Origin of the sequence: Mesobacillus sp. AQ2, assembly GCF_030122805.1 — a bacterium.
Classification (GTDB): domain Bacteria; phylum Bacillota; class Bacilli; order Bacillales; family Cytobacillaceae; genus Mesobacillus; species Mesobacillus oceanisediminis_A.
Genome location: NZ_CP126080.1, coordinates 418,570 through 445,251 on the forward strand (window position 1 = coordinate 418,570; position 26,682 = coordinate 445,251).

The 26,682-nt window shown below is 44.6% G+C and carries 21 protein-coding genes and 1 riboswitch; of the genes, 18 read left to right on the forward strand and 3 right to left on the reverse strand.

Translation table 11 applies throughout. The features are described from left to right. Positions 1-33: 33 nt before the first annotated feature. The 8 genes from QNH36_RS02130 to QNH36_RS02165 all read left to right on the forward strand — a co-directional run bounded on the left by QNH36_RS02130 (position 34) and on the right by QNH36_RS02165 (position 11,613). Complete coding sequence (locus tag QNH36_RS02130; RefSeq protein ID WP_283904559.1) at positions 34-1,698, forward strand: M4 family metallopeptidase; 1,665 nt, start codon at positions 34-36, stop codon at positions 1,696-1,698. Between the two features lie 433 nt (positions 1,699-2,131). After that, positions 2,132-2,461 carry a hypothetical protein gene (locus tag QNH36_RS02135; RefSeq protein ID WP_186326850.1) on the forward strand — a complete coding sequence of 110 codons (330 nt, stop codon included), beginning with the start codon at positions 2,132-2,134 and terminating at the stop codon, positions 2,459-2,461. Positions 2,462-2,610: 149 nt separating this feature from the next. Next, the gene (gene katG / locus QNH36_RS02140; protein WP_283904560.1) at positions 2,611-4,827 is read left to right on the forward strand and encodes a catalase/peroxidase HPI; all 2,217 of its coding nucleotides are present in this window, start codon (positions 2,611-2,613) and stop codon (positions 4,825-4,827) included. Positions 4,828-5,170: 343 nt separating this feature from the next. Further along, the gene (gene sstT, locus QNH36_RS02145; protein WP_283904561.1) at positions 5,171-6,409 is read left to right on the forward strand and encodes a serine/threonine transporter SstT; all 1,239 of its coding nucleotides are present in this window, start codon (positions 5,171-5,173) and stop codon (positions 6,407-6,409) included. A 287-nt stretch (positions 6,410-6,696) separates the two neighbouring features. Continuing rightward, positions 6,697-7,935, forward strand: a complete 1,239-nt coding sequence (locus QNH36_RS02150; protein ID WP_283904562.1) for a YecA family protein — start codon at positions 6,697-6,699, stop codon at positions 7,933-7,935. Between the two features lie 34 nt (positions 7,936-7,969). Then, positions 7,970-8,530 carry a sugar O-acetyltransferase gene (locus QNH36_RS02155; protein ID WP_251544551.1) on the forward strand — a complete coding sequence of 187 codons (561 nt, stop codon included), beginning with the start codon at positions 7,970-7,972 and terminating at the stop codon, positions 8,528-8,530. Between the two features lie 793 nt (positions 8,531-9,323). Beyond that, on the forward strand, positions 9,324-10,430 hold the full coding sequence (locus tag QNH36_RS02160; protein ID WP_283904563.1) for a flavin monoamine oxidase family protein: 1,107 nt from the start codon (positions 9,324-9,326) through the stop codon (positions 10,428-10,430). Positions 10,431-10,716: 286 nt separating this feature from the next. Continuing rightward, entirely contained in the window at positions 10,717-11,613 is an 897-nt protein-coding gene (locus QNH36_RS02165) for an EAL domain-containing protein (protein WP_349654836.1), read from the forward strand. A 38-nt stretch (positions 11,614-11,651) separates the two neighbouring features. Here QNH36_RS02165 and QNH36_RS02170 read toward each other — a convergent pair whose 3' ends face one another. From QNH36_RS02170 to QNH36_RS02180, 3 genes are all read right to left on the reverse strand, one after another. Beyond that, positions 11,652-11,864 carry a hypothetical protein gene (locus tag QNH36_RS02170; RefSeq protein ID WP_283904565.1) on the reverse strand — a complete coding sequence of 71 codons (213 nt, stop codon included), beginning with the start codon at positions 11,862-11,864 and terminating at the stop codon, positions 11,652-11,654. Positions 11,865-11,962: 98 nt separating this feature from the next. Next, complete coding sequence (locus tag QNH36_RS02175; protein WP_251544556.1) at positions 11,963-13,270, reverse strand: MFS transporter; 1,308 nt, start codon at positions 13,268-13,270, stop codon at positions 11,963-11,965. A gap of 501 nt (positions 13,271-13,771) precedes the next feature. Next, on the reverse strand, positions 13,772-14,713 hold the full coding sequence (locus QNH36_RS02180; RefSeq protein WP_144480292.1) for a DMT family transporter: 942 nt from the start codon (positions 14,711-14,713) through the stop codon (positions 13,772-13,774). A 211-nt stretch (positions 14,714-14,924) separates the two neighbouring features. Here QNH36_RS02180 and QNH36_RS02185 point away from each other — a divergent pair, with 211 nt between their 5' ends. The 10 genes from QNH36_RS02185 to QNH36_RS02230 all read left to right on the forward strand — a co-directional run bounded on the left by QNH36_RS02185 (position 14,925) and on the right by QNH36_RS02230 (position 26,681). Next, positions 14,925-15,407 carry an Lrp/AsnC family transcriptional regulator gene (locus tag QNH36_RS02185; RefSeq protein ID WP_283904566.1) on the forward strand — a complete coding sequence of 161 codons (483 nt, stop codon included), beginning with the start codon at positions 14,925-14,927 and terminating at the stop codon, positions 15,405-15,407. Between the two features lie 117 nt (positions 15,408-15,524). Further along, positions 15,525-15,920: a VOC family protein gene (locus QNH36_RS02190; RefSeq protein WP_251544559.1), complete on the forward strand. Its 396-nt coding sequence runs from the start codon at positions 15,525-15,527 to the stop codon at positions 15,918-15,920. A gap of 456 nt (positions 15,921-16,376) precedes the next feature. Next, a riboswitch (cobalamin riboswitch) is annotated at positions 16,377-16,561 on the forward strand. Positions 16,562-16,721: 160 nt separating this feature from the next. Then, complete coding sequence (locus QNH36_RS02195) at positions 16,722-17,231, forward strand: acyl-CoA thioesterase (RefSeq protein ID WP_283904567.1); 510 nt, start codon at positions 16,722-16,724, stop codon at positions 17,229-17,231. Further along, entirely contained in the window at positions 17,209-19,431 is a 2,223-nt protein-coding gene (locus QNH36_RS02200) for a ribonucleoside-diphosphate reductase subunit alpha (protein WP_283904568.1), read from the forward strand. Before QNH36_RS02195 ends, QNH36_RS02200 begins: the two co-directional genes overlap by 23 nt. A 16-nt stretch (positions 19,432-19,447) precedes the next feature. Next, entirely contained in the window at positions 19,448-20,485 is a 1,038-nt protein-coding gene (locus QNH36_RS02205) for a ribonucleotide-diphosphate reductase subunit beta (RefSeq protein WP_285848121.1), read from the forward strand. Between the two features lie 331 nt (positions 20,486-20,816). Continuing rightward, positions 20,817-21,833, forward strand: a complete 1,017-nt coding sequence (locus QNH36_RS02210) for an FUSC family protein (protein ID WP_283904569.1) — start codon at positions 20,817-20,819, stop codon at positions 21,831-21,833. Between the two features lie 56 nt (positions 21,834-21,889). Further along, on the forward strand, positions 21,890-22,915 hold the full coding sequence (locus tag QNH36_RS02215; protein WP_283904570.1) for an XdhC family protein: 1,026 nt from the start codon (positions 21,890-21,892) through the stop codon (positions 22,913-22,915). Further along, the gene (locus tag QNH36_RS02220) at positions 22,912-23,514 is read left to right on the forward strand and encodes an NTP transferase domain-containing protein (protein ID WP_283904571.1); all 603 of its coding nucleotides are present in this window, start codon (positions 22,912-22,914) and stop codon (positions 23,512-23,514) included. Before QNH36_RS02215 ends, QNH36_RS02220 begins: the two co-directional genes overlap by 4 nt. A gap of 18 nt (positions 23,515-23,532) precedes the next feature. Then, positions 23,533-25,854, forward strand: a complete 2,322-nt coding sequence (locus QNH36_RS02225; protein ID WP_283904572.1) for a xanthine dehydrogenase family protein molybdopterin-binding subunit — start codon at positions 23,533-23,535, stop codon at positions 25,852-25,854. Then, on the forward strand, positions 25,851-26,681 hold the full coding sequence (locus QNH36_RS02230; RefSeq protein WP_144480273.1) for an FAD binding domain-containing protein: 831 nt from the start codon (positions 25,851-25,853) through the stop codon (positions 26,679-26,681). The genes QNH36_RS02225 and QNH36_RS02230 overlap by 4 nt, the downstream gene beginning before the upstream one ends. Position 26,682: the final 1 nt, after the last annotated feature.

The window sequence follows — 26,682 nt, forward strand, 5'->3', positions numbered from 1 at the left end:
ATCCAATGGAAATTGATGGGAGGAATGGTATTTTTGAAGAAGAAATTGATTTTACCCGTAGTTCTGTCGTCGGCAATGTTGGTAAGTTCGATCCCGATGAGCAGTGTATTCGCACAGCCATCCGATTCCAGCAGTGGACAAGCTTCCAAGGCGTGGAATGAGAAAGCAAGCGTTCCTTTATTTGTGAAGGAGCGATATGCGGAAAAGTTTTCTTCCAGCACAGCTTCTGAAGCGTTAAGTTATCTGAAACAGAACCAAGACAAAACAGGAATTCCTCATCCTGACAAAAACCTCAAGGTAAAGAGCACTCAAAAAGATGAACTTGGTATGACTCACGTTCGTTTCAACCAATCTATAAATGGTGTAAAAGTTGAAGGAGCCGAAGTTGTTGTTCACTTTAATAAGAATAATGAAATCGTATCCGTCAACGGAAGAACCAATCAGACAATTGCTGAGGGTTCAGTCGACACAAATGCCTCAGTAAGCAGCGATGAAGCTTTGAAAGCGGCACTGGCTTCTGTCAATGCACCGGAAGAGCTGACATACGAGCCTGCTTCTGAGCTCGTTGTCCTTCCTTTTGAGGGAAAAAATTACACAGCTTACAAGGTGAATGTCAACTTCATGGGAGATGCGCCTGGCAACTGGTTTGTTTTTGTGGATGCGAAAACGGGAGAGGTAATCGATCAGTACAATGGCTTGATGCATGCTGATGAGCAGACGCAAAAAGGTGCAGGGAAAGGCGTGCATGGCGATCACAGGGAGCTGCACATTACCCAGGTGAAAGAGGCGAATGCCGGAACTAAATTTGCGCTGGCAGATTACTCTCATGAGAACCTTGGAGGCATAATAACCTATGATGTCAAAAATGATAATAGCTTCAGTAACGATACTGTCTATGTTGGGAATTCGGCAGCCTTTATCAGTGACTATGACCGCGCGGCTGTCGATGCACACTATAATTCTGAAAAGGTATATGAGTATTATTTAAATGAACACGGCCGTAATTCTCTTGATGGAGAAGGAATGGCGATTGTTTCGAGAGTCCACTATGGCAACAATTATAACAATGCTTCCTGGAATGGGCGCTGGATGACCTATGGTGATGGCGATGGGAAATTCATGATTTCGCTATCAGCTGGCCTTGATGTTGCTGCACATGAGATGACTCATGGCGTCATCACTCATTCTGCAAATTTGGTGTATCGAAATCAATCCGGAGCTCTGAATGAATCCTTCGCTGATGTCTTTGGTGCACTCATTGACGACAGCGATTGGGAAATGGGCGAGGATATTATGGCACCGGAGGCTAAGGCTAGCGGAGCAACAGTATTGCGCAGCTTAAGCAATCCAAACGGTGTTGTTGTCAGCAACGAGCAAAGAAGGGCATACAGCACAAATGGCGGAGTCTATCCTGACCACATGGACGAGTTTTATCATATGCCAACCACAGTAGATGGCGGTGGGGTCCATGTTAACTCTTCAATTACGAACCATGCGGCATACCTGATCGCCCAGGATCTTGGAAGAGAGAAATTAGGGAAGATTTATTATCGTGCTTTAACGGTTTACCTAACTTCGAATTCCGATTTTAGCGATGCACGACAGGCAGTTGTCCAGTCAGCAATCGATCTTTATGGGGAAGGCAGCGAGGAAGAAGCAGCCGCTAACGCTGGATTCGACGCAGTCGGAATCTATTAATACTTTTGAATGGTACATTGAAATCCCTCAGACTGTTAGTTTGAGGGATTTTTAATTATCAGATCAATAGCGTAGCCACCTCTGTATCCAAAGAAGGCGTTCACATAATTGTTGATTAAGTTTGAAAAAAACCGGATAGATATAATACGAGGTGTGGTATATTTTTTCTTAGACAGACAGCTTTCTTTCAGATTTCCCTCGTACGCCGCTCATTATTTTCTCCCTATTTAAAATCCTTGATTTCTAACCTTTCATGAATACCTTTTAAATGAACCCTCAGATCGCCATTCGAATATCTCTAACTCTCTCATATTATTTTTAAAATAAAATCCTTCAAACGTGAAAGGAGTGATTAGCCATGTAACTGTTTATCAGTTTCACTAAGGTTCCGTAATCAATTCATATTTTACTTTTGAGGGAGGATTATCAATCAATGGGCCATGATATATACGGATTGAATAAAGCAAGGGAAGAAATTGCTTATGCGCGTTTTAGCATGGGGAATCGTAATGCACTGCTGCTTTACAATTTGCTTGATTCACTTCAATTTTATGCTGGAGTAAGTGGGTCAGGAAAGTTCTCGACTTTTTCGTTACAACAAATAGAAATGGCAATGAATGACTACAAGAAGTTTTTTAAAACTGGTGATACCCCGTCGGAAAGTGATTGTACATCCTGGGATCAAAAACAAATCCTGAAATTTATCCAAAGTTGTTTGGCAACAGCACAAAAAGAAGATAGCGTCGAAGTGTATTTTGGTTAGTAGTCTTCCACCTAAATCCACTCCCCTATCCCCCTCAGATGCCCCTATTCATAAAAGATTCCAATTATAAATACTAAATCCCTTGTCCCTTTCATAGTTATTAATGTTGAAAGCTTAATTATTTTTATTTTTGCGAAAGGGGAACGAAAATGGACAAGGATACTGCAAAGGTTGGAAAATGCCCGGTGATGCACGGGGGTGCTACTAGTCAAAAAACGAGTGGTACGGCAAATAGAGACTGGTGGCCAAATCAGCTGCAATTGAACATCCTTCATCAGCATGACCGCAAATCCAACCCTATGGGAGAAGATTTTAATTATAATGAAGAATTTAAAAAGCTGGACTATGATGCACTTAAGCAGGATCTTCAAGAACTCATGACAACAAGTCAGGACTGGTGGCCGGCTGACTACGGTCATTATGGCCCATTGTTCATCCGGATGGCCTGGCACTCAGCAGGAACGTATCGTATTGGCGATGGCCGGGGCGGTGGCGGAACGGGTTCACAGCGTTTTGCGCCGCTGAACAGCTGGCCTGATAACGGCAACCTTGATAAAGCCCGCCGACTGCTATGGCCGGTCAAGCAAAAGTATGGCAACAAGATTTCCTGGGCTGACTTGATTTTACTGGCAGGCAATGTGGCAATTGAGTCGATGGGCGGCAAGACAATCGGCTTTGGCGCGGGACGCTCCGATATCTGGCATCCGGAAGAAGACACTTACTGGGGTGTTGAATCAGAGTGGCTCGGGGATAAACGGTATACAGGCGACCGCGAGCTGGAGAACCCGCTTGCTGCGGTACAAATGGGCCTTATTTATGTGAATCCTGAAGGACCAAATGGCAAGCCGGACCCACTGGCAGCAGCCCGGGATATTCGCGAAACTTTTGCAAGGATGGGAATGAACGATGAAGAAACAGTAGCATTGATCGCTGGCGGGCATACTTTTGGAAAAGCCCATGGTGCAGGGGACGCAGCCAAAGTAGGTCCCGAACCGGAAGCAGCTCCGATTGAAGAGATGGGTTTGGGCTGGAATAACGCATATGGCAGCGGCAGAGGACGTGATACCATCACCAGCGGCCTCGAAGGAGCCTGGACGGCAAATCCGACACAGTGGGATAATGGCTACTTTGATTTACTGTTTGGCTATGAATGGTGGCTGACAAAGAGTCCGGCTGGTGCCTATCAGTGGCTGGCTGTGGATCCTGCCGAGAAAGATCTTGCTCCGGATGCAGAAGATCCTTCTGTTAAAGTTCCAACCATGATGCTTACAACCGATATTGCATTACGCCATGATCCGGGATATGAAAAAGTCGCCCGCCGATTCCATCAGAATCCGGATGAGTTTGCGGATGCTTTTGCCAAAGCCTGGTTCAAACTATTGCATCGTGACATGGGCCCTAAATCAAGGTATATCGGTCCCGAAGTTCCAAAAGAAGATTTCGTCTGGCAAGACCCTGTTCCCGCTGTAGATTATGAATTAACGGATGGGGAAGTAAAAAAGATAAAGGAATTGATACTTGACACCGGGCTTTCCGTCAGTGAGTTAGTGACAACGGCCTGGGCATCGGCAAGTACCTTCCGCGGATCTGACTTCCGCGGAGGAGCAAACGGTGCCCGCGTACGACTGGCTCCGCAAAAGGACTGGGAAGTGAATCAGCCGGAGCAGCTTTTAAAGGTACTAAATACACTGGAAGACATTCAAAGCCAGCTGGACCAGGAAGTCAGCCTTGCCGATTTGATCGTACTTGGCGGCAGTGCAGCGATCGAGAAAGCTGCACATGACGAAGGCTTTGATGTAATTGTTCCGTTTGCTCCGGGGCGCGGGGATGCAACAGAAGAGCAAACTGATGCTGAAGGCTTTGCAGTGCTTGAGCCCTTTGCCGATGGCTTCCGCAACTATCAGAAAAAGCAGTATGGCGTAAGTCCGGAAGAGCTGTTGCTGGATAAGGCGCAGCTATTAAACCTCAGTGCACCTGAAATGACGGTCCTGATTGGCGGTATGCGCGTCCTCGGCACAAACCATGGCGGGACAAAACACGGTGTATTCACTGACCGTGTCGGCATGCTCACCAATGATTTCTTTGTGAACCTGCTCGATATGGGAGTGGAATGGAAGCCTGCGGAGGGCGGAGTATATGAGGGTCGTGACCGTAAAACGGGTGATGTTGTACGAACAGCTACCAGAGTAGACCTCGTCTTTGGTTCCAACTCACAGCTGCGTGCGATTGCGGAAGTGTATGCCCAGGACGATAACAAAGTGAAGTTTGTGCGCGACTTTATTTCTGCGTGGGTCAAGGTCATGAACGCAGATCGTTTTGACCTGCATGCAAAAGTTGATGAGACTTCAGAATTAGCAATAAATTAATAGTTTGTAAGATAGCAGGTCAGTAAAATGATCTGCTATTTTTTCTGCGCTCGAACCGGGGCGCGAGTGAAAGATTCAATATGGCATGAGCGCAGTGGTTAAAAAACCTGATTTTCTGGGAACAATTATCTATTAACAACCTGCTAATAGTTAAGGTATGATTATTGAGTATTTAGAAAGTTGAGATTTTTATGTGTTAAAATCTTTGTATTGTAATATAATATTTCAGCCTCTATAATACTTAGTACGCGGACAGTTGTATTTTTAAAGAGGACAGTTAATGATTGTCCTTTAACTGACCTTATGCACTCAAAAAGAGAACTTACTTGTGGGGGAGATGACGATGAACGATTTACTGAAGAAGTTGAACCGAGTAAGCCTGGTGAAACAAATTATTGCGGGTCTATTAATTGGTGTGATCCTGGCACTGACAATCCCTGGAATTGCAAAGCCGGTTGCTATCTTTGGGTCATTATTTGTAGGGGCCCTGAAAGCAGTTGCTCCTGTTTTGGTATTATTCCTGGTTATGTCGGCGATTGCCCAGCATAGGCGCGGGCAGAAAACAAACATGAAAACAATCCTTTTCCTGTATCTTTTTGGAACGTTTGCGGCAGGACTTATTGCCGTTATTGCCAGCTTTATGTTCCCGGTCAGCTTAAAGCTTACGGCTGGCGCTGAGGGTGTGACGCCTCCAGGAAGTGTCGTCGAGGTACTTAAAACCTTATTGCTCAACATTGTAGATAATCCGGTTAACGCTATTATAAATGCTAATTATATCGGTATTTTAGCCTGGGCTGTCCTGATCGGTCTTGCCCTGAAGAGTGCAGCAGATTCTACAAAAACGATAATTGGGAATTTTGCCGATGCGATGTCCAAAATCGTCGCATGGGTGATAAAATTCGCTCCGCTTGGCATCATGGGCCTGGTATTTGAATCGATCACGACAAACGGTCTCAGTTCTTTGCTTGGCTATGGAAAATTGCTTGCTGTCCTGATTGGATGCATGCTTGCAGTTGCACTTATCGTCAATCCAATCATCGTGTTCACTTTAATCAGGCAAAATCCATATCCGCTTGTTTTTAAATGCTTGAAGGAAAGCGGGATTACAGCCTTCTTTACACGAAGTTCAGCTTCAAATATCCCTGTGAATATTAAAATCTGCGAAGAATTAGGGCTTGATAAGGACTCCTATTCTGTTTCAATTCCATTAGGCGCAACGATTAATATGGCTGGAGCTGCCGTGACGATCTCCGTCATGACACTTGCTGCAGTCCATACACTTGGCATTCAGGTGGATATTCCGACTGCCATCCTTCTGAGTGTGATGGCCGCCATCAGTGCTGCCGGTGCTTCGGGTGTTGCAGGCGGTTCGTTATTGCTGATCCCTCTTGCATCCAGCTTATTCGGCATCCCGAATGATGTCGCGATGCAAGTGGTTGCAGTAGGCTTTATCATTGGCGTTCTTCAGGACTCCTTTGAAACAGCGCTTAACTCATCGACAGACGTTCTATTCACGGCTGCAGTAGAATTCAAGAAATGGCGCCAGGAAGGAAAAGTCATCAACATCAAAAAAGCATCATAATTGGCTGCTTTTCACTTATTGGCGAAAGTTAAAACATATCGACCATACTCTCAGATATATCAGCGGATTTTCGATTTTATCGACCACATTTTCAGCTATATCGACCACTTTTCGCAAGATATCGACCACATCCACTGGTGGCAAGGGGAAGTCCCTTTGCTTCCAGTTGGAGCTTATATTAAGATAAGATAAAAGTGCACATCAATTGAGGTGCGCTTTTTCTGTGTAAGCAGAAGACACGTAATCATAGTTACATAGCATGAAAATGAGATAAAAAGGAGTCAAAGATGTCTAAAATAGATGAAAAAAACAAAAATCTTATGAATGCCCTGGAAGATCTGGGGGTATCTTATCGTCAGTTTGGGAAAATGGAAAAAAAGTTCTGGAAGAAGGCTGAGGCACCTGTCCGTCTGATTGATGTTTTATCAGTGCTGACAAAAGTTGAATTAGACGCAATCCGTAAACAACTTGAACTTGGCGGAATGAGCACCCTGAAAAAGGCAGAGCTTGCAGCTGAACTTGCACAGGTCATTCCTGCACACCTTGAAAGGGTGTTATCAATATTTGATCAAGAAATGTACAACCTGATAAAAAAACTAATTAAGAAATCCGGCTTATTGCCAATTGAAGATGTGTCTCTCGATTACAACATAAACTCGCTCACGAACCTGGGAATCGTTTTTCCGGTCATGCTGAATGGTCAAAAGCAATACGCGATGCCGGTTGAGCTTTTAGATCAATTTAATCAAATTGACCAGGCTAAGCTGCAGGAATGCATCCAGCGAAATTCAGAATGGATCCGGCTGATTCACGGGATGACCTATTATTATGGTGTCATCGAATCTTCAAAAATGATTGATAAGCTTGAAGATTTAACGAAGAATGAAGTGGATATTAGAAAATACTCGCAGGTAGTCAGGCTGGCTAGTGACTATTATCAGCTAATGGGTGTTTACTACCATCGCTTGGACGGATATCTCGTAGATGAGAGTATAAATAATGTTGAAGAAATTATTGAGGAACATCGTTCAAGGCCGGATGTTGATTATTATCCGTTCACCAAGAAGCAGTTTTTTATTGCCGGTCAACCCGGATTCATTGATAAATCTCCCGAAATGGTGAAATTCCTCCGTTTTTTATCTGAATCATATGACATGACAGCAGAGGATAAAGATGAAATTGCGGAAGCATTAATTTATATGATCAATTCAAATGATCCTCCATCAAAATTGATTGAGTATTTACAAAGTGCTTTAGAGTTTCCTACCTTCGAATTTGTGCAGCAGCTGACCGCACATGTCATGGAGGTCTACAACAATACGCGCAAGTGGGCTCTGAAAGGTTACAAACCGACGGAACTGAGAAAAGAAAGAGAGAACCATTTGAACTCCAAGCCTGCGCATCCTTTTCTACAGCCTCACAGTCCTTCAAATGTAATCGATTTTAGCACCAGACAAAAAGTTGGACGCAACGATCCCTGCCCTTGCGGAAGCGGGAAAAAGTATAAGAAATGCTGCGGGAAATAGGCAATTTGATAAAAGCGAAAGAAGGTCATATAAAATGAAAACGGAAAAAGAGAAGATGGTGGCCGGGGAAATGTACAACCCTGCTGATCCGGTACTGGTAAAAGATCGTGAGGAAGCCAGACGCAAAGTCAGGATCTATAATCAAACACTGGAAACGGAAGGCGAAAAAAGAACGCAGTTACTAAAGGAATTGCTAGGTTCTACGGGAGACGCTGTTTTTATGGAGCCGAATATCCGATTTGATTATGGCTATAACACACATGTAGGAGAAAATTTTTATGCCAATTTCGACTGTACCATCCTTGATGTGAGTGAAGTCCGCTTTGGCGATAATTGTATGCTCGCCCCTGGCGTGCAAATCTATACGGCCACACATCCGCTCCATCCGAAGGAACGTAACTCTGGCAGGGAATATGCGAAGCCAATCACGATTGGAAACAATGTATGGATTGGCGGGGGTGCCATCATCAATCCAGGAGTTACCGTAGGAGACAATGTGGTGATTGCATCAGGAGCGGTCGTGACGAAGGATGTCCCGGATAATGTCGTCGTTGGCGGCAACCCGGCTAAAGTGATTAAACGGATTGAGTTGTAAGTCGGAAGGTTTTGAAGTTGAAGTGTTGTGGGGGAGATTATGCTTTTTTTCGGACAAGTCTAAATGCCCGAACTTGGGGCTACTTTCGGACAAAATCATCGTGAAGAGCTCGTGAAATGTCCGAACCTGGTCTGACTTCGGACAAATTCACGGTAAGAGCTACAGAAATGTCCGAACCTGATCTGACTTCGGACAAAGTCATCAGTAAGAGCTACAGAAATGTCCGAACCTGGGTCAACATCGGACAAAATCAGTATTGAAAGCCGGAGAAATATCTGAACTTGGGTCAACTTCGGACAAAATCAGTGTGGAAAGCCGGAGAAATGTCTGAATCGGGGTCAACTTCAGACAAAATCAACGGAAAGAGCCGGAGAAATGTCCGAACCTGGTCTGACTTCGGACAAAGTCATCGGTAAGAGCTACAGAAATGTCCGAACCTGGTCTGACTTCGGACAAAGTCATCGGTAAGAGCCTGAGAAATGTCCGAACCTGGGTCAACTTCGGACAAAATCAACGGGAAGAGCCAGAGAAATGTCCGAACCTGGTCTGACTTCGGACAAAATCATCGTAAAGAGTTCGTGAAATGTCCGAACCTGGTCTGACTTCGGACAAAGTCATCAAGAAAAGCCGGAGAAATGTCCAACCCGGGTCAACTTCGGACAAAGTCAACGGGAAGAGCCGGAGAAACGTCCGAACCTGGGTCAACTTCGGACAAAATCAACGTTAAGAGCGGGAGAAATTTCCGAATCTGTACCCGAATCCGAACAAGTGTTAATTACTGGAGGGAACCACTATGAATGAACCGGTCGTCATTGTCGGAGCGGGCCTGGCTGGGCTTCGTGCTGCTGCTTTGCTTCAATCTAATGGAATCAGCTGCCGGGTGTTGGAGGCGCGTGATCGAATTGGAGGCAGGGTTTTGAGCATGGAGGCCCAGGACATGCCGGAGCTTGGCAAGTTTGATCTGGGTCCTACCTGGTTCTGGCCGGATCATGAACCTGTCATCACTAATTTGGTCAAAGAACTTGGATTGTCAACTACTGAACAGTATACTTCGGGCGAAATGCTTTATGAGCAATCGAAAACTGGCCCCATCCAGCGGCATGTTTTGCCAGAAGGTGCTGTTGAGAGGTCTGTGCGTCTGGCTGGCGGTATCCAATCCCTTATTGATGCCATCGCATCCACGCTTCCTTCGGGCACGATCGAGCTGAATACACGGGTTACGGCTATCCAACTCGATGATCAAGTGACAATTGAAGCGGAAGAACTTACAGGGAAAAAGAAGAGCATTCATGCTGGAGCGGTAATCCTGGCATTGCCGCCTCGGATCATCGCTGAAAGGATCGACTTTTCACCTTCTCTTCCAGATGGAATTTTAGCGAGCATGAAAGACAAGCGCACATGGATGGCGGGCCAGGCCAAAGCGGTTGCGATTTATGACCGTCCATTCTGGAGGGAAGACGGTCTTTCCGGCCAGGTCACCAGCTGGTCTGGTCCTTTGCAGGAGATCCATGATGCATCGCCAGAAACAGGGTACGGCGCACTTTTTGGCTTTTTCGGCATTCCGGCAAAAATTCGGCAAGAACTTGGTGAAGAACATTTACATTATCTTGTCATTGACCAATTGACACGTCTTTTTGGCCCGTCGGCTGAAAAACCGATGGCTTTCCTGTATAAAGATTGGGCAGGTGATCCTCAAACAGCAGTGGAACAAGATCTTCCTCCGTTGACCAGCTTTCCGGACTATGGCCTCCCGGCAGGAATAAGTTCGTGGGGCAAGAGGGTTATTTTTGCAGGTACTGAGACAGCGCCTGGTCATGGCGGGCATCTTGAAGGAGCTCTTCTGTCAGCGGAGCGAGCGGCATCTGTTTTGATGAAACTGGTTGATGAGAATAAACTGTAACGATAGATATAAAACGAAAGCGTGCCTTTTCCGATAAAACGGATGAGGCGCTTTTTTGTTTGCGCAACTGTAGTTAGTGGAACAGGACCATGCCTCAGCAGAAATCTGGTTTAATTTAACTATTAAATTTACCTATTATTAACACAGTGATATAGTAAGAATTACCTAACTTGAGAGGACGCTATATACTATGAGTTGCAATGCGTGTGTGGTTAGAAATTTACAGTTTGAGATAAGGGTAGAAGGGGAGCAGAATGTTACCATTTTTCCTGAAGTGGTTCGTCACATGGAGCGTAACGGTGAACTGGTGCGGTCGGAAGGGGGTTCACTGGTTGTTAGCGAAGCAGGGATGAGGGATTTCCTTGATTTTTGCCATGATCATATGGAGCCGGGCAAGGTGTTTTTTCGGCTGGATGAAGAAAAATGGAGGCTTCTCTCGGAAGCAGAAGAAATCCTCGAAAGTGAATGGATCGACGAGGTTATCCGAAAAGAGCTGGTTACTTGCCATGCCCAACCGATAGTTGATGCTGGAGGCAAGGTTTACGCCCATGAGATGCTAGCCAGATTTTACCGAGAGGATGGTTCGGTGATTTATCCTGGTGCAATTTTCAGAGCTGCCAAAAAGCGTGACCGGTTGTATGCTCTTGATCGGATTTGCCGTATGGCCGCCGTCAGGGCCGCCTCATTTACGGATAAGAAGGCGTTCATCAATTTTATTCCGACATCGATTTATTCTCCAGAATTCTGCCTGAAGTCGACGACGATGCTGGCTGACCGACTGGGAGTCGATCCGGGACGGCTTGTTTTTGAAGTCGTTGAAACAGAAAATGTCGAGGATACGGATCATCTGAAAAGAATCCTCACTTTTTACAAAGAAAAAGGTTTCCGTTACGCGCTTGATGATGTGGGTGAAGGGTACAGCACATTGGAGCTGCTTTCCGACCTGCAGCCGCATTATATGAAACTAGATATGAAGTATGTACAGGGAGTGGCTGCAAATCTTCAAAAGCAGCGGACTGCTTCTGCATTCTTAACTGAAGCGAAGAAACTGGGATCTGTTCCGCTTGCGGAAGGAATTGAATCTGCGGAAGATTTTGAGTGGCTAAAGGAAAAAGGATATCAGCTGTTCCAGGGGTACTTTTTTGGCAAACCTGCGCCAATTGAAAAATCAGCAGAAGAATAATAAAGAAAAGAAACCGTGCAAAATACGGTTTCTTTTTGCTATATATCATCGGCATAATGCATGGAGCGTTTTGCTTCCAACATCTCTTTCATTTCATTTATTGCTTCTGTCAGGAGCGCAATGTCTTTAAGAATTTGCTGTTTGATGACTGTGTCGGCACTTAATTGATATTCAATTTTCAGTTGGATCAGTTCCCTTTGGAATAGAAAAAGTGTGAGCAGCTTAATCTCCCCCTTTGGAAAAATAATCATCCTCTCTATCTGTATAGTTCTATATACCCAAGTTTCTTAGTTTTAAAACATAAAATATGGTAAAAAGCCTCCCCGCATTATGGGAGAGGCTTTCAAATTTACGCTGTTGTCTTTTGTGCTTCAAATACGGCCACAGATTCTTTCCTCTGGTAGTAGTACCAGTTGAGGACGATTGAAATCACATAGAAGCCGATGAAGATGGAGAATGCTGGTACATATCCTCCGGAAATTTTTACGGACCAGCCGAACAGCTTTGGAATCAGGAAGGATCCGTACGCTGCGAATGCTGCCGTAAAGCCGAGTACTGGAGCCGCTTCTTTCGGAATAAAGATTCCAGGAATCATCTGGAATGTTGAACCAGAACCGATGCCAGAAGCGATGAACAGAACCATGAATGAAGCCAGGAAGCCGCCGAATTGCTTCGTGCCAAGGAAGTAAATGACGCTTCCAGCACCAGCCATCATCACAACAAGGACGATGGATGTCAGCTTGGCTCCGCCCATCTTATCAGCCATCCATCCGCCGATAGGGCGTGCACCTGCAGCAAGGAAGGCGCCAAGGAAGGCAAGTGAGATATATTCAGGGAACTGTGTTTTCAATAAAAGCGGGAATGCCGCTGAGTAACCGATGAAAGATCCGAATGTTGCAACGTAAAGCCATGTCATGATCCAAGTGTGCTTTCTTTTTACAATGACGAATTGATCAGCGAATGATTGCTTTGTGCCAGGCAGGTTATCCATGCCGAACCATGCAGCGATTGTGACGATGGCGATTGGGATCAGCCAGATGAATGCTGCGTTTTGAAGCCATACTTCCTGACCGTTAGACAATTTCTGTCCATCACCAGCGATGAAAGCGAATGTTCCAGTTGTAATGATTAATGGTGTTACGAATTGAACGACAGATACACCCATGTTGCCTAAACCGCCATTGATGCCGAGCGCCGTTCCACGTGCTTTTTTCGGGAAAAAGAAACTGATGTTGGATGAAGAACTTGAAAAGTTACCGCCACCCAGGCCGCACAGTGCAGCGAGTAAAAGCATCACTGAGTAAGGTGTGTCAGGATTCTGCACCGCGAAGCCGATGCCGACAGCCGGAATTGCGAGCACTGCAGTTGTCAGGACTGTCCAGTTGCGTCCGCCCATCATTCCTACTCCAAATGTGTACACAAAGCGCAGCGTGGCACCAACAAGACCAGGCATGGCTGCCAATGCGAAAAGCTGTTGATCAGTAAAATTAAAACCAATATCATTAAGGCGAATTGCAACCACAGACCAGATTTGCCAGACAATGAATGCGAGCATCAAGGAAGGTACCGAAATCCATAAGTTACGTTGGGCATGTTTTTTTCCTTCAGATTGCCAGAAACGATCGTCTTCAGGGTTCCATGTATTTATGCGAGCCATTTTAATTCCTCCATATGTGATATGAGTGTTTACAAGATTAATAAACCATTTATATCACACATCAGTTGTGACGAACCTCACATCTGGAGACACCATCACAATTCTGTCAAAAAGTCTTGAACAAATTTTGACAAGGAGCAGTGTAAGTCTGAGGGAAAACACCTATAGGGGTGTTTGGGCATGGGGAGTCTATTTTGATTTATGGCGCTCAAACGGATTAATTTACATGGAGAAAACATAAAAAGTCTGCGATACATGACAACGAGATCGGGGTTAGCCTCGAAATAGAGGCAAAAAGCATGTCCGGGCGCCTCACTAATTCATGTTATTGGCGAAAATTCCAATATATCGACCACATTTTAAAATATATCAGCGGATTTTTGATTTTATCGGCCACATTTAAGATTATATCGACCACATTTCGCAATATATCGACCAACTCATTATGGAATCCAGAAACATAAAAAAGCCTTATTCGGTTATGGATAAGGCTGTTCTTTGTTAATTTCTTTGCTTGATTGGCTCTCCAGCTAAAATAGGTCTAGAAATTGCCAGCTGCTTTTCTTTTAAAGGAGCAGGCTTGTTTTTCAAAAAGGTAAATAAGAAGCAGCCTGCGATGACGATGATACTGCCGGCGCCCTGGGTCCATGTCATTTTTTCACCCAAAAAAGCAAAGGCTAAAACAGCTGTGAATACTGGGTTGAAATTCAGAAACAGCCCGGCGGCACTTGGGCCGAGTTTATTTACCCCGATATTCCATAGGACCATGCAAAGGACTGTGGAGATCAGGCCTGTATATAAAATAGATTGGATGAATGATGCATTTACGTTTGTGACTGTGAAATCTGAAATCGTAAAAGGCAGAAGGACCAGCAAACCGAAAATGCCAGAATAAAGGGTGGACATCATCGGTGTAACGGATGCCATCGCCCATTTGCTAAAGACCGAATACATTCCCCACATGCCCACTGCTGCCAGCATATAGATATCCCCAGTGTTGACCTTCAAGGCAAACAATGACTCGAAATTTCCTTTTGAAAGAACAAGCAAAACGCCAAATAATGAGACGACCATTGAAAGGACCTGAAGAGAGTTTATTTTTTCCTTTAGAAAAAAGAAAGAGAATGCAGCAATTGAAAACATGTTTAACGTCGATATTAAACCGACGTTGGTAGCCGACGTCTTTTCCAGGGCCATGAATTGCAATGCCTGAAACAAGGCCACGCCAGTGACCCCCATCAAAAATAACGGGAGGATCGATTCCTTTGGAGGAATCAGCTTTTTTTCTATCCGCCAGACAAGCGGGATCAGGAAGATGATTGCAATAGCCCATCTTAGGATGGTCAGGGTGGCAGGGGAAGCATGCTCAACTAGCGTTTTTCCCACGATAAAATTACCGCCCCAAAGAAAGCTGGTCAGTAGCAATAAGATATAATATTTCACGTCATTTAGCTCCCCTTCTAAAAGAGCCATTGTGCACAATGACATTGTTCATATGAATTATTTTAACATTTTAGTTAAAAAACATAATGATATTTTGTATAATTTATATTATTTGAAATAAATGAAAGTAATATAGGTTTTTAGTTTAAAAAATTCATTTTCGAATAGTGGTTAGATCTGTTTTTTGAATAATTGAAAAGGGTGATGAGTCATGGAGTCGATTGTCAGCAAAGTTTTGGACAATGTGGATATTAGAATTTTGGATTTACTGCAAAAGGATGCACAGCTAAGCAATCTTGAACTGTCAAAGCGTGTGAATTTATCGGCACCGGCGGTTCATGCAAGAATCAAGAGATTGGAGTCTGAAGGATATATCAAAAAGCAGGTCGCGATTTTAAATCATGAGAAGCTTGGTTTTGATTTGCTATGCTTTGTATTTATAAGCACCAATATGCACCAGGCTGAAAAGCTCGCATCACTGGAAGGTTCATTGGAAGCAATGAAGGAAGTCCTCGAGTGTCATTGCTTATCAGGCGAGTATGATTATCTGCTAAAGGTTGCCTGCAAGGATCGCAAAGGCCTGGAGATATTTATTAGAAAGCTGAATGAGCTGGGGGTCACCAGGATACAAACAAGCCTTGCTTTGAGGGAAATTAAGGATTCTACCGTTTTGCCAATACATGGTGATGAATAAAAAGTTAGATTTTTAAAAATATTGAATATATTTGTTTGGATATCCTATAATAAAGGGAGATAAGTTTGTCCTCACGATATACATAAATAGCATCTAATTTTTATTCAGGAGGTTATCATGGGTAGATTAGTTCATTTTGAAATTCATGTGAGTGATATGGATCGGGCTAAGAAGTTTTATGGAGAGGTATTCGGATGGTCATTTCAAGATTGGAGTGAATATGCAGGAATGCCATACTTCGGTGCTGTGACTGGCGATGAAAAAGAGCCTGGAATCAATGGTGCATTAATGCAGCGGCAGAGTGCTCCTCCAGAAGCTAACCAAGCATTAAATGGATTTGCATGCACAATGGGAGTAGAAAACTATGATGAAACTGAAGCGAAAATTCTCGAAAACGGCGGCAATGTGTCAATACCGAAATATGCCCTCCCTGGAATGGCGTGGCAAGGATATTATAACGATACTGAAGGAAATGTCTTCGGAATTCATCAACCTGATGAGAATGCGAAATAGAATCTTTGGTAGGTGAACAATATCCGAGATGATTGAATAAGTGCGCTCGAGGCATGGCCAAAACTTAAATCCACAAAAGACTTCTTCTTGTGGATTTTTTTTGTGCCCGTAATGTTTAATCAAACGTTTGATTAAATTTATTGATAATAAGCGAATTCAGGTTGAGCGTGGCCGGCCCCCATGGGATTCTCCGCTTGCGGGGTTATGTTCCAAGCATCAGCGTTTCAATTTATTGGCGAAAATTTAATTATATCGGCCATATTTCCAAATATATCAGCGGATTTTTGATTTTATCGACCACATTTAAAGATTTATCGACCACATTTCGCAATATATCGACCACACTCATAATTGGCGTGCTGTTATGAAAATAGTTGAAAAACCCTCAGAGATGATTTACTATCAATTCATAACACGATATATTGTGTTGGAAAGAGATTAATATAACTAAATATTGAAATTGCCGGTAAGTATGGTGTCTGAACAAGACTTAATAGGGAATCTGGTGAAAGTCCAGAACTGTTCCCGCAACTGTAAGTGCTGACGAAATAAGGATGAACCACTGTCTTAAAAATGGATGGGAAGGCCTTAAAGTAGGGTGAAGCACAAGTCAGGAGACCTGCCATATTTATGCGTGTTATCTTCTTCGGGAATTGGGAAGGTATTACGGGGATAAATTGATAGGCTCATGTAGTTTTGCAGATACATATGAGGTGTTAATTGATCAACGTTACTTAAACCCATCTTTCGAGATGGGTTTTTCTCATTTTCAGGGAGCATTTTTCAAACAGGAGGTCAGGAATGGAAGGATTATCTACAAATGTGTCCAGGACTTTGCAGAACCGGCTGGTTTTGCCTCCGGACACGAATCATCTTGGAACGATTTTTGGCGGCACCGTGTTGTCCTATATTGATGAAATCGCAGCGATTGCAGCGATGAAGCACAGCAGGATGGCAGTTGTTACGGCTTCGATTGACTCAGTGAATTTCCTGTCATCGGCAGTAGTGGGCGATATCTTAACGCTTGAAGCTGTGGTGATTTCAACAGGGAGGACGTCGATGGAAGTGTTCGTGAAAGTGGAAAGCGAGAACTTGAATACGCGTAAAAAGACTTTGACGACCACCTCGATTTTAACCATGGTGGCAAAGGATGAAAAAGGTGTGCCCGTTCCGGTCGCCGGGGTCATTCCGGAAAGTATTGAAGAATGGGAGCTGTTCAACACGGCGGACATGAGAAAGCAGCATAGGCTGGAAAAGAAAAAAAGTAAACAAGCAGGAGGAGTCATCGATGAAAATTCAAGTAAAGGATGATCATTCAGCCAAACGGATTGCAGAAATTGAACAATCGTTCCCTCAATTAAATTTTTCACCATTCAAAGAAAAGGTCGACCAGGTCCTTGAAGCCAAGAATATGACAGACGATCAACTCGAGAACATGTTAATTTTGACAGCAGTCGAACGAATCGGCCGTATTGAACCTGACTGGACCTATGTGGCAGCACGCTTTTACTTGAAGAAATTGTACAAGCTTAGTGCAGGATTTCGGGAAGGAGTTGGTTATGGATCCTTCTATGATTTAATCAATAGACTGATAGGAATTGGGATTTATGATAGCCGAATAGTAAAGGCTTATTCCCAGGAAGAAATCGAATATCTTGAAAAAGTGATCGATCCCGAGAGAGACAAATTATTTACCTACATAGGGCTTGCCACGATGGCGGAAAGGTATCTTGCACGCACTCAAAAAGGCGATTTTGCGGAGCTGCCGCAGGAGAGATTCATGATCATCGCGATGACCTTGCTGGCAGAAGAACCGATGGAAAAGCGGCTTGGATTGGTAGAGGAGGCATACTGGGCGCTGTCCAATCTCTATATGACCGTAGCAACACCGACACTTGCGAATGCTGGCAAAAGCTATGGCCAGCTGTCGAGCTGCTTTATTGATACGGTAGCGGATGATTTAAGAAGCATCTATGATTCCAACACGGATATCTCAACCTTGAGCAAGAATGGCGGCGGCATAGGCGTGTACCTGGGCAAAATCAGAAGCCGCGGCAGTGATATCAAAGGTTTCAAAGGAATCAGTTCCGGAGTGATCCCGTGGATGAAACAGCTGAATAACACCGCGGTTTCGGTCGATCAATTAGGGCAGCGGCAGGGTGCAATTGCTGTTTACCTTGATGTCTGGCATAAAGATATCTTCCCGTTCCTTGATGCAAAGCTGAACAATGGTGACGAGCGCCAGCGGACCCATGATATATTCACAGGCATTTGCATTCCTGATTTATTTATGGAACAGGTAGAAAAACGGGGCGACTGGTATCTGTTTGATCCACATGAAGTAAGGCGGGTAATGGGATTTTCGCTTGAAGATCATTTTGATGAGGAAAAGGGTGCAGGTTCATTCCGGGAAAAGTATTGGGCATGCGTCAACCATCCAGGGTTGTCACGTGAAGTGGTGCCGGCAATTGAAATCTTTAAATCGATCATGGTCTCTCAGCTAGAAACCGGCACGCCTTACATGTTTTACAGGGATCAGGTCAACAGGCTGAATGCCAATCACCATAAAGGGATGATTTACTGCAGCAACCTATGCACGGAAATCACCCAGAACATGAGCCCAACTCTCCTTGAAGAAGAAACAATCGAGGACGGAAGAATTTTAATTTATAAAAAGCCGGGTGATTTTGTCGTCTGCAACCTGTCCTCGATTTCCCTTGCCAAAAGTGTAATGGATGATGTACTTGAACGAGTGATCAATATTCAAGTCAGGATGCTGGATAATGTCATCGATATCAATGAAATCCCTGTGCTGCAGGCACAAATAACCAACAAGAATTATCGGGGAATCGGTCTGGGAACATTCGGCTGGCATCATCTTCTGGCTCTGAAAGGAATCAAATGGGAAAGCGAAGAGGCGGCAGAATATTGTGATGCCCTCTATGAAGAGATTGCCTGCTTAACCATCAGCGCAAGCCTTGAGCTGGCAAAAGGAAAAGGGGCATATCCTTATTTTGAAGGTTCCGATTGGTCGACAGGACAGTTTTTCGAGAAGAGACAGTACAACGGTGAAAGATGGGATGATTTAGCCGAAGAGGTAAAGCAGAATGGCATCCGGAACGGTTACCTGATGGCGGTGGCACCTAACTCTTCAACATCGATTCTGGCGGGTTCGACAGCAAGTATTGATCCAATTTTCAGGCTCGAATATTCTGAGGAAAAGAAAGATTACAAGATTCCAGTGACTGCACCTGATCTATCAGCAGAAACAATGTGGTTTTACAAGACGGCCTACAATGTTGACCAGCATTGGAGCATCAAACAGAATGCGCGGCGCCAGCGCCATATCGACCAATCGATTTCATTTAATTTTTATGTGAAAAATACAATCAAGGCAAAAGCGCTGCTGGACCTGCATATGGATGCCTGGAAATCAGGGCTGAAGACGACATATTATGTCCGCTCCACGTCGAGCAGTGATTTTGATGAATGTGAAAGCTGCCATAGCTAAGGGAGGAGGGAAAATCATGACCCAATTAAAGAAAAGATCACTTGTAGATGTTGGGGCACCGAATGCTTCGACAGGGATTATAAATGGGCAAAGTTCAAATATCCTGAATTGGGATGATGTCCGCTTTCCATGGGCATATCCAAAATACAAGCGAATGCTGGGGAATTTCTGGACCCCTTTTGAGATCAATATGTCAAAGGATATCAAGCAATTTTCCCAGCTGTCTGAAAAGGAAAGGGACGCCTTTTTAAAAATAATTGGGCTTCTGGCCCTCCTTGACAGCATTCAGACAGACTATGCCGGCAAGGTGGCTGATTACCTGACCGACTCTAGTCTAAATGCGCTGATGATCATCCTGGCGCAGCAGGAAGTGATCCATAATCATTCCTACAGCTATGTGCTGTCAAGCATCGTATCCAAATCGAAACAAGAGGAAGTCTTCGACTATTGGAGGACAGAACCAATCCTGCGCAAGCGGAATGAGTTTATAACAGATGGGTATAAGGATTTTGCTGAAAATCCTGATGTCGAGAATCTGCTGCATTCCATCGTTTATGACGTCATCCTTGAAGGCCTGTTCTTCTACTCGGGATTCGCCTTCTTTTATAATCTGGCGCGGAATCAGAAAATGGTCGGCACCAGCACGATGATCAACTACATCAACCGTGATGAACAGCTCCATGTAGGATTATTTGAGAAGATTTTCAAAGAGATTCTCCGTGAAAACCCTAAGTATGACTCACAATCATTGAGGGAGTTTGGGACTGCAGCCTTCCGGGAAGCTGCCCGGCTGGAGATTGAATGGGCTGAATATATTATCGGCAACAATATCGATGGCCTGCTGATGTCAGACGTGGAGGCTTATATAAAATTCATGGCCAACAAACGGGCAGAACAGCTGGGATTTGCAGCGCCATTCGAAGGACATCGCACCAATCCGCTAAGATGGATCATCGCTTATCAGGAGGTAGACCTTGGCAAGACCGATTTCTTTGAGCAAAAATCAAGACAGTACACGAAAACATCGGATGAAAATGGGTTTGATGAGCTTTAGAGGTGGCTATTGGTCCTGGTATCTAGTGCATATAATAGAGCCTTTAGCTTCGAACTGGCTATTATTCCGAGTTTTGGCCGAAAACGCAATGACCTTGGAAAATTACCAGAAATATATTTTACGGAAAAAGCCATGATTCTGATCATGGCTTTTTTGTGCCCATGACTCATGATGCTGGCATCTGGGTGACGAAAAATGACGAGCTGATTTTCGAAAAGTTTTCCACTTGTTAAATGAAATTTCAAATTGATAAGAAAGTGACTTTCCTCCTCTGTATAAGAACCTATGGAAAATAGAAAAATAACGGAAAAACGAATGAGAGAATGATGGCATGCAACTAAAAGAATTAGAAAATAAAACCGTTTTGATTTGGAAAATGGCTATTGCCTCGGCAATTTCCTGGGAGGTAGCCAAGCTGGTTGGCTCAGATCACCCTTACCTGGCGCCGCTTTCCGTTGTTTTATGCTTACAGACGACCGTCTATCAATCGATCTTTTTTTCGATTCACCGTGTTATCGGGACAGTGATTGGTGTCATAAAAACCGTATACCTTGTCAGCCGTTTAAGCATGAATGGCTGGATGCTGGGGCTATTGATGTTAGGTGGGACATTCATCGCAAAATGGCTGAGGCGTGATGAAACGGTATTGCATCAGGTAGCCCTCACGATTTTATTTATTTTCGTTTTTGAACGGAATTCAAAGGATTATGCGATGGACCGGATTGTAGATACCATTGTTGGGGCAGTGATTGCTTTATTGATTCACATGTTTTTCTATCCTCCGGATTACACAAAACAGGCAGCTGCGTCCGTTGGAAGACTGACACGGCAGATATCAGACATATTTGCGGAAGTTTCGCACTGGATTGAATTTGAATGGGGACAGGGGAAATCGACTGAAGTCGAGAACAGCATAAACCAATTCCAGCAAGAGCTAAGCACCGCCAAGACCTTGTTGAAGAGCGCCTCCAAAAGCCTGAAGTTCAATCCTTTTGGAAAAAAGCATAAATTCAACATTTCCAGATGCCAATCAGAAATGAAAAAGCTAGAGAAAGCACATACCTATCTATCTACAGTCACCGGTACTTTTAAAAATTGGGAGAAAGAGCTCCTTTTAATGCCTGAAGAGCAAGCGGATATGGGAAGGCAAATAAAGAATTTCAGCAAGCATTTCAAGAATCTTGGGAATTCCCTTCAAATTGAGGCGGATAAGTGGGACAAAACAGAACAAGCAACCCTGTATAATGTGCTTAATTCCGAATTGCAGGCATTACCGCAGGTTTCCCACGAGGGATTTAAGGGATCATTCTATGTCGCAACCAGGAATTTCTTAAAAGAATTAATATAAAATTTTGTGATGCAGAATATTCATATAGAGATGTGTATATAAAGTGGGGGGAACTCGTGGAGGATCTATATCGGATTTTGGAAACAATCGGTTGTTCCGATCAACAGCCTATGGTGCTCGCGACTATTATTCTTGTAAAAGGGTCCGCCTATAAGAAGGAAGGATCCATGATGCTGATACTGGATAACAATCGGACAGTAGGAACATTGACAGCAGGCTGCCTGGAAGAGGATCTTAATGAAAGAGCGAAACAAGTCTGGTGTGAAGGGCGAACATGTACCGTTGAATATGATTTGAGCGCTGAAGACGATTCGTCATGGGGTCAGGGAGCAGGCTGCAATGGGGTGATCACGGTTTTATTGGAGCCTGTGGCAGGAGAATTGCGGCAAAACCTTCTGTTGTTAAAAAATAGACTGGAGGAAAAACAGAAAGTAGCCAGAATCACCCGCTTCACCAAAAGCCTCGAGCAATTGGAAGACTTCTATGCGGTTGAAGATGGTTCAAACTTCGGAATCGGCGAGTTTTTTGAAGCCATTGATGAAGGAGTCCATCCTTACGATCTAAAAAATGGCTTAATTAGGAGCAAGCATGACTCCGATTTATTTTTCATTCATGAAATCGCCCCGAAGCCGCTGTTATATGTCTTTGGGGCAGGAAAGGATGCGAAACCGCTAGTTTCATTGGCGTCACGTACTGGCTTTGAAGTTTGTGTGATTGATTGGCGCCCTGCTTTTTGCCATCATGATAGTTTCCCGGAGGCAAAGGAACTTATTGTAGGTCCTCCGGAAGAAGTTATGAAAACCCTCAGTTTTACTGAAAAGGATTTTGTGGTGGTGATGACCCATCAATTCCAAAAAGATCAATATATCCTTTCGCGGTTGCTGAACAAACCGTTGTTTTATTTAGGTGTGTTAGGTTCCCGGAAACGTACGCAGCGACTATTAGGAAGTGAGCGTATCCCTAATCATGTTTCCTCACCAGTTGGACTTACGATCGGGGCAGAGGGTCCTGAGGAAATAGCCGTCAGCATAGTGGCTGAGATGATCGGAAAAATGAGGACAACGGGGAAGGCTGATTCATGAACATTATCGGAATCTATCTGGCAGCTGGCGAAAGCAGACGCATGGGCAGGGACAAACGGTACTTGCCTTATCATCAGCTTCCTTTAGGGTCCATTGCCCTGAAAGAAGCTTTGGAGTCGCATCTCGACCATATAATTGTGGTGACAAGAACGGAGGATTCGCTTGACTGGCTTCAGTGCAAGTCACTACCTGATAAATGGAGCCGAGTGGATTGTCTCCATGCGAGCGAAGGCCAGGGATTCTCGATTCAATGCGGCCTGAAGAAAGCCCTTGAAGCAAAAGCGAATGCTGTCATGATCCTTCTGGCAGACCAGCCTTTTATTAATAGAGAGGTAATAAATAATTTAATAGAGTCGTATAAAACAGAGCCCGGCTGTTTTTATATAGCGGCGGGGAAGGGGCAGATTCCTATGCCGCCGGTGTTGTTTTCTTCCGAATGCTTTCCGTATCTCCAAAAATTGAAGGGGGATCAAGGAGCAAGGAACATCATCCGTGGGGAGCTTTTTACTAAAGGCAAAATTATTGATTTCCATGAGCCGCTGCTTTTTTTCGATGTGGATACTGAAGAGGATTATTTTACTTTGCAAGCCTTGGAATGAACAAAGGGGGGAGTTTAGTTGGAGTATATTGGGAAGAGTGTCATTCGCAAGGACGCATATGAAAAAGTAACGGGAGCGGCAAAATATACCGGTGATTTTGGATCTCCGCGAACGTTGCACGCAAAAATGCTGATTAGTCCGTATGCCCATGCCACGATTATTTCGATCGATTTTTCGGAAGCCTGGAAAATCCCCGGAGTAAAAGCGATATTAGGTGGCGAACCATATCCTCTGGCAGGGGAGGAAATTAAGGACAGACCCCCACTCGCCTGCAAGAAGGTGAGATATCACGGCGAGCCTGTTGCGTTGGTGGTCGCTGAGACGCCCGTTAGTGCGAAAATGGCTGTGGATGCAATCAGAGTTACCTATGAGCCTCTTCCAGTTGTCAATTCCCCGACAGAAGCAATCAAAAAGGATGCCCCCCTTGTCCATGAAAATATCGCAAGCTATGAAAAGATGCCGGGTGTTTACCCTGTTCCCAATACTAATATTGCAAATCTGAACAAAATACGAAAAGGAAACATAGAAAAGGGTTTTGGCGAAAGCGATGTGGTTGCCGAGTTCGCCATATCCTTCAGCCCATCCGACCATGCAGCGATGGAAACCCGGAGTACAATAGCCGAAATCCGTCCGGACGGAACAGTCGTTTTTATGGCTTCAACCCAGGCTCCTTATGCCATAAAAAAACTAATGGATTGGTATTTTGGAATTGAGCCTGGTAAAGTCATCGTCAATACGCCATTCGTCGGCGGTGCCTATGGCGGGAAAGCCTCGGTCCAATTAGAGGTGCTTGCTTACTTAGCTTCAAAAGCAGTCAGCGGTCGCCCTGTCAAACTTGTCAACACAAGAGAAGAGGATATGATTACTTCACCCGTACATATCGGGCTTGACGCAACTGTAAAATTAGGTGCGACAAGCGATGGAAAGCTGAAGGCGGCGCAAATCCAATTCCTGTTCGATGGCGGTGCCTATTCCGACAAAGCAGTGGACATAAGCCGAGCAGGAGCGGTGGATTGTACGGGTCCATATGAGATCGAAAATATATGGTGCAACTCTTACTGTATTTATACTAACCACCCTTATGCCGGGGCCTATCGGGGCTATAGCCATTCTGAAGTACTGTTTGCCTTTGAACGGACAATGGATGTACTGGCTGAAAAATTATCGATGGATCCGCTTGAGCTGCGCTATATAAATTCGATCCTTCCTGGAGATACCACGCCAACACAGGTTCAGCTTACTTCAAGCACGGTCGGCAACCTGCCTGAATGCATCCATCGATTGCGGGAATTGATGAATTGGCAAGAGGGGCAGCGGATTCAAATAGATAGCCGAAGAATCAGAGTGAAGGGAGCATGCTGCATCTGGAAAACATCGACCTTTGATACCGATGCATCCTCCGGTGTGCTCCTTACTTTTAACTCTGACGGAAGCATTAACCTGATGTCCGGTGTGGTGGAAATTGGAACGGGGACGAAAACTGTGCTTGCGCAGATACTGGCTGAACGGATGAAGATGGATATAAACAGGATCCATGTGAAAATGCTCGTTGATACTCAAACCACACCTGAACATTGGAAGACGGTCGGTAGCCGGGGGGTCTTCATGGCAGGGAGGGCAGTTCTCGAGGCGGCGGAGGATGCAATCCGGCAGCTCAAGGAGCGTGCGGCCTGTGTTTTAAGAGTTCCTGCTGTGGATCTGGAGGTCGCCAATGAGAAGGTGTATTTTATCGATAATCCGACTATCAGCCTGGAAATAAAGGATTTAGCTTATGGATATAAGTATCCGGCCGGAAACACACTTGGAGGACAGATCATCGCCACTGGTACCTATACATTAACCCGGATCACCTATTTGGATCGGGAAACGGGGAAAGGAAACCCGGGACCCGAATGGACAGTAGCAGCCCAGGGAATCGAAGTGGAGCTGGATACCCGTGACTATACTTACCGGATCCTGAAAGCCTATTCTGTGATTGACATAGGTAAAGTAATGAATGAAAAAGCTGCTTTAGGCCAGGTAATGGGGGCGATGAGCATGGGTATTGCATTCGCGGGAAGGGAAACATTTGTATTTGATGAGTATGGCAGAGTACTGAATCCGCAGCTTCGGACCTATCGGCCACTTCGTTATGGTGAGGAACCTGATTATATCATCGACTTCATCGAAACCCCTCATCTTGCGGCACCATACGGGGCTAGAGGAGCCGGTGAGCATGGATTGCTGGGAATGCCTGCGGCGCTGGCGAATTGTTTATCTGTGGGACTTGGTGTTCAGCTGCAGCATCTTCCGCTAATTCCGGAACAATTATGGCGCATGCGTGAAGGTGTAAAGCAATGATCCCATTTAATTTTGAATATGTTAAACCACAAACGTTTCAGGAGGCTGTCAGGATTTTTCAGGATTTGAGAAGGGATAAGAAAAAGCCAATGTACTTTTCAGGCGGAACCGAGTTGATTACTTTAGGAAGATTAAATCTTGTCTATACTGATGCGGCGATTGACTTAAAAGGAATTCCTGACTATTCTGCTCTATTCCTCCACGAGAATTATTTAGTCATTGGAGGAGGAGCGACCTTGACCTCCATTGAAGAGTCCAATCAATTTCCGCTGCTCGGCAAAACAGTCAGCGGGATTGCAGACAGGACCGCACGCAATAAAATCACTCTTGCGGGAAATATATGCGGTCAGATTTTTTACCGGGAAGCGATTTTGCCCCTGCTAGTTTCAGAGTGCATTTGTGTAATTGCCGGAGCGGAAGGAATCGTCTATAAGCCGATCAATAATATTTTTAATGGTGAAATCCAATTAAACGAAGAAGAATTTATTTTTTCGATCCTGATTGAAAAGAAGTATTTAACCAAACCATATGTAAGCATTAAAAGACGGAAACAATGGAACATTGGCTATCCGCTTGTGACAGTAGCCGCCATTAAAATAGAAGATGAAATCAGGATGGCATTCAGCGGAGTCTGTCCATTCCCGTTCCGTTCAAAAGAAATGGAGCTTGTGCTGAATGACTTGGCCCTCTCAGTTGAGGAGAGAGCAGAGAAAGCAATGCCATTCGTCCCTGGACCTGTCCTGAATGATGTGGAGGGTTCAGCAGAGTACCGCTTATTTGTGTTGAAAAATACGATTATTGATGCGATTCAGGCAGTTGGAGGGTGAT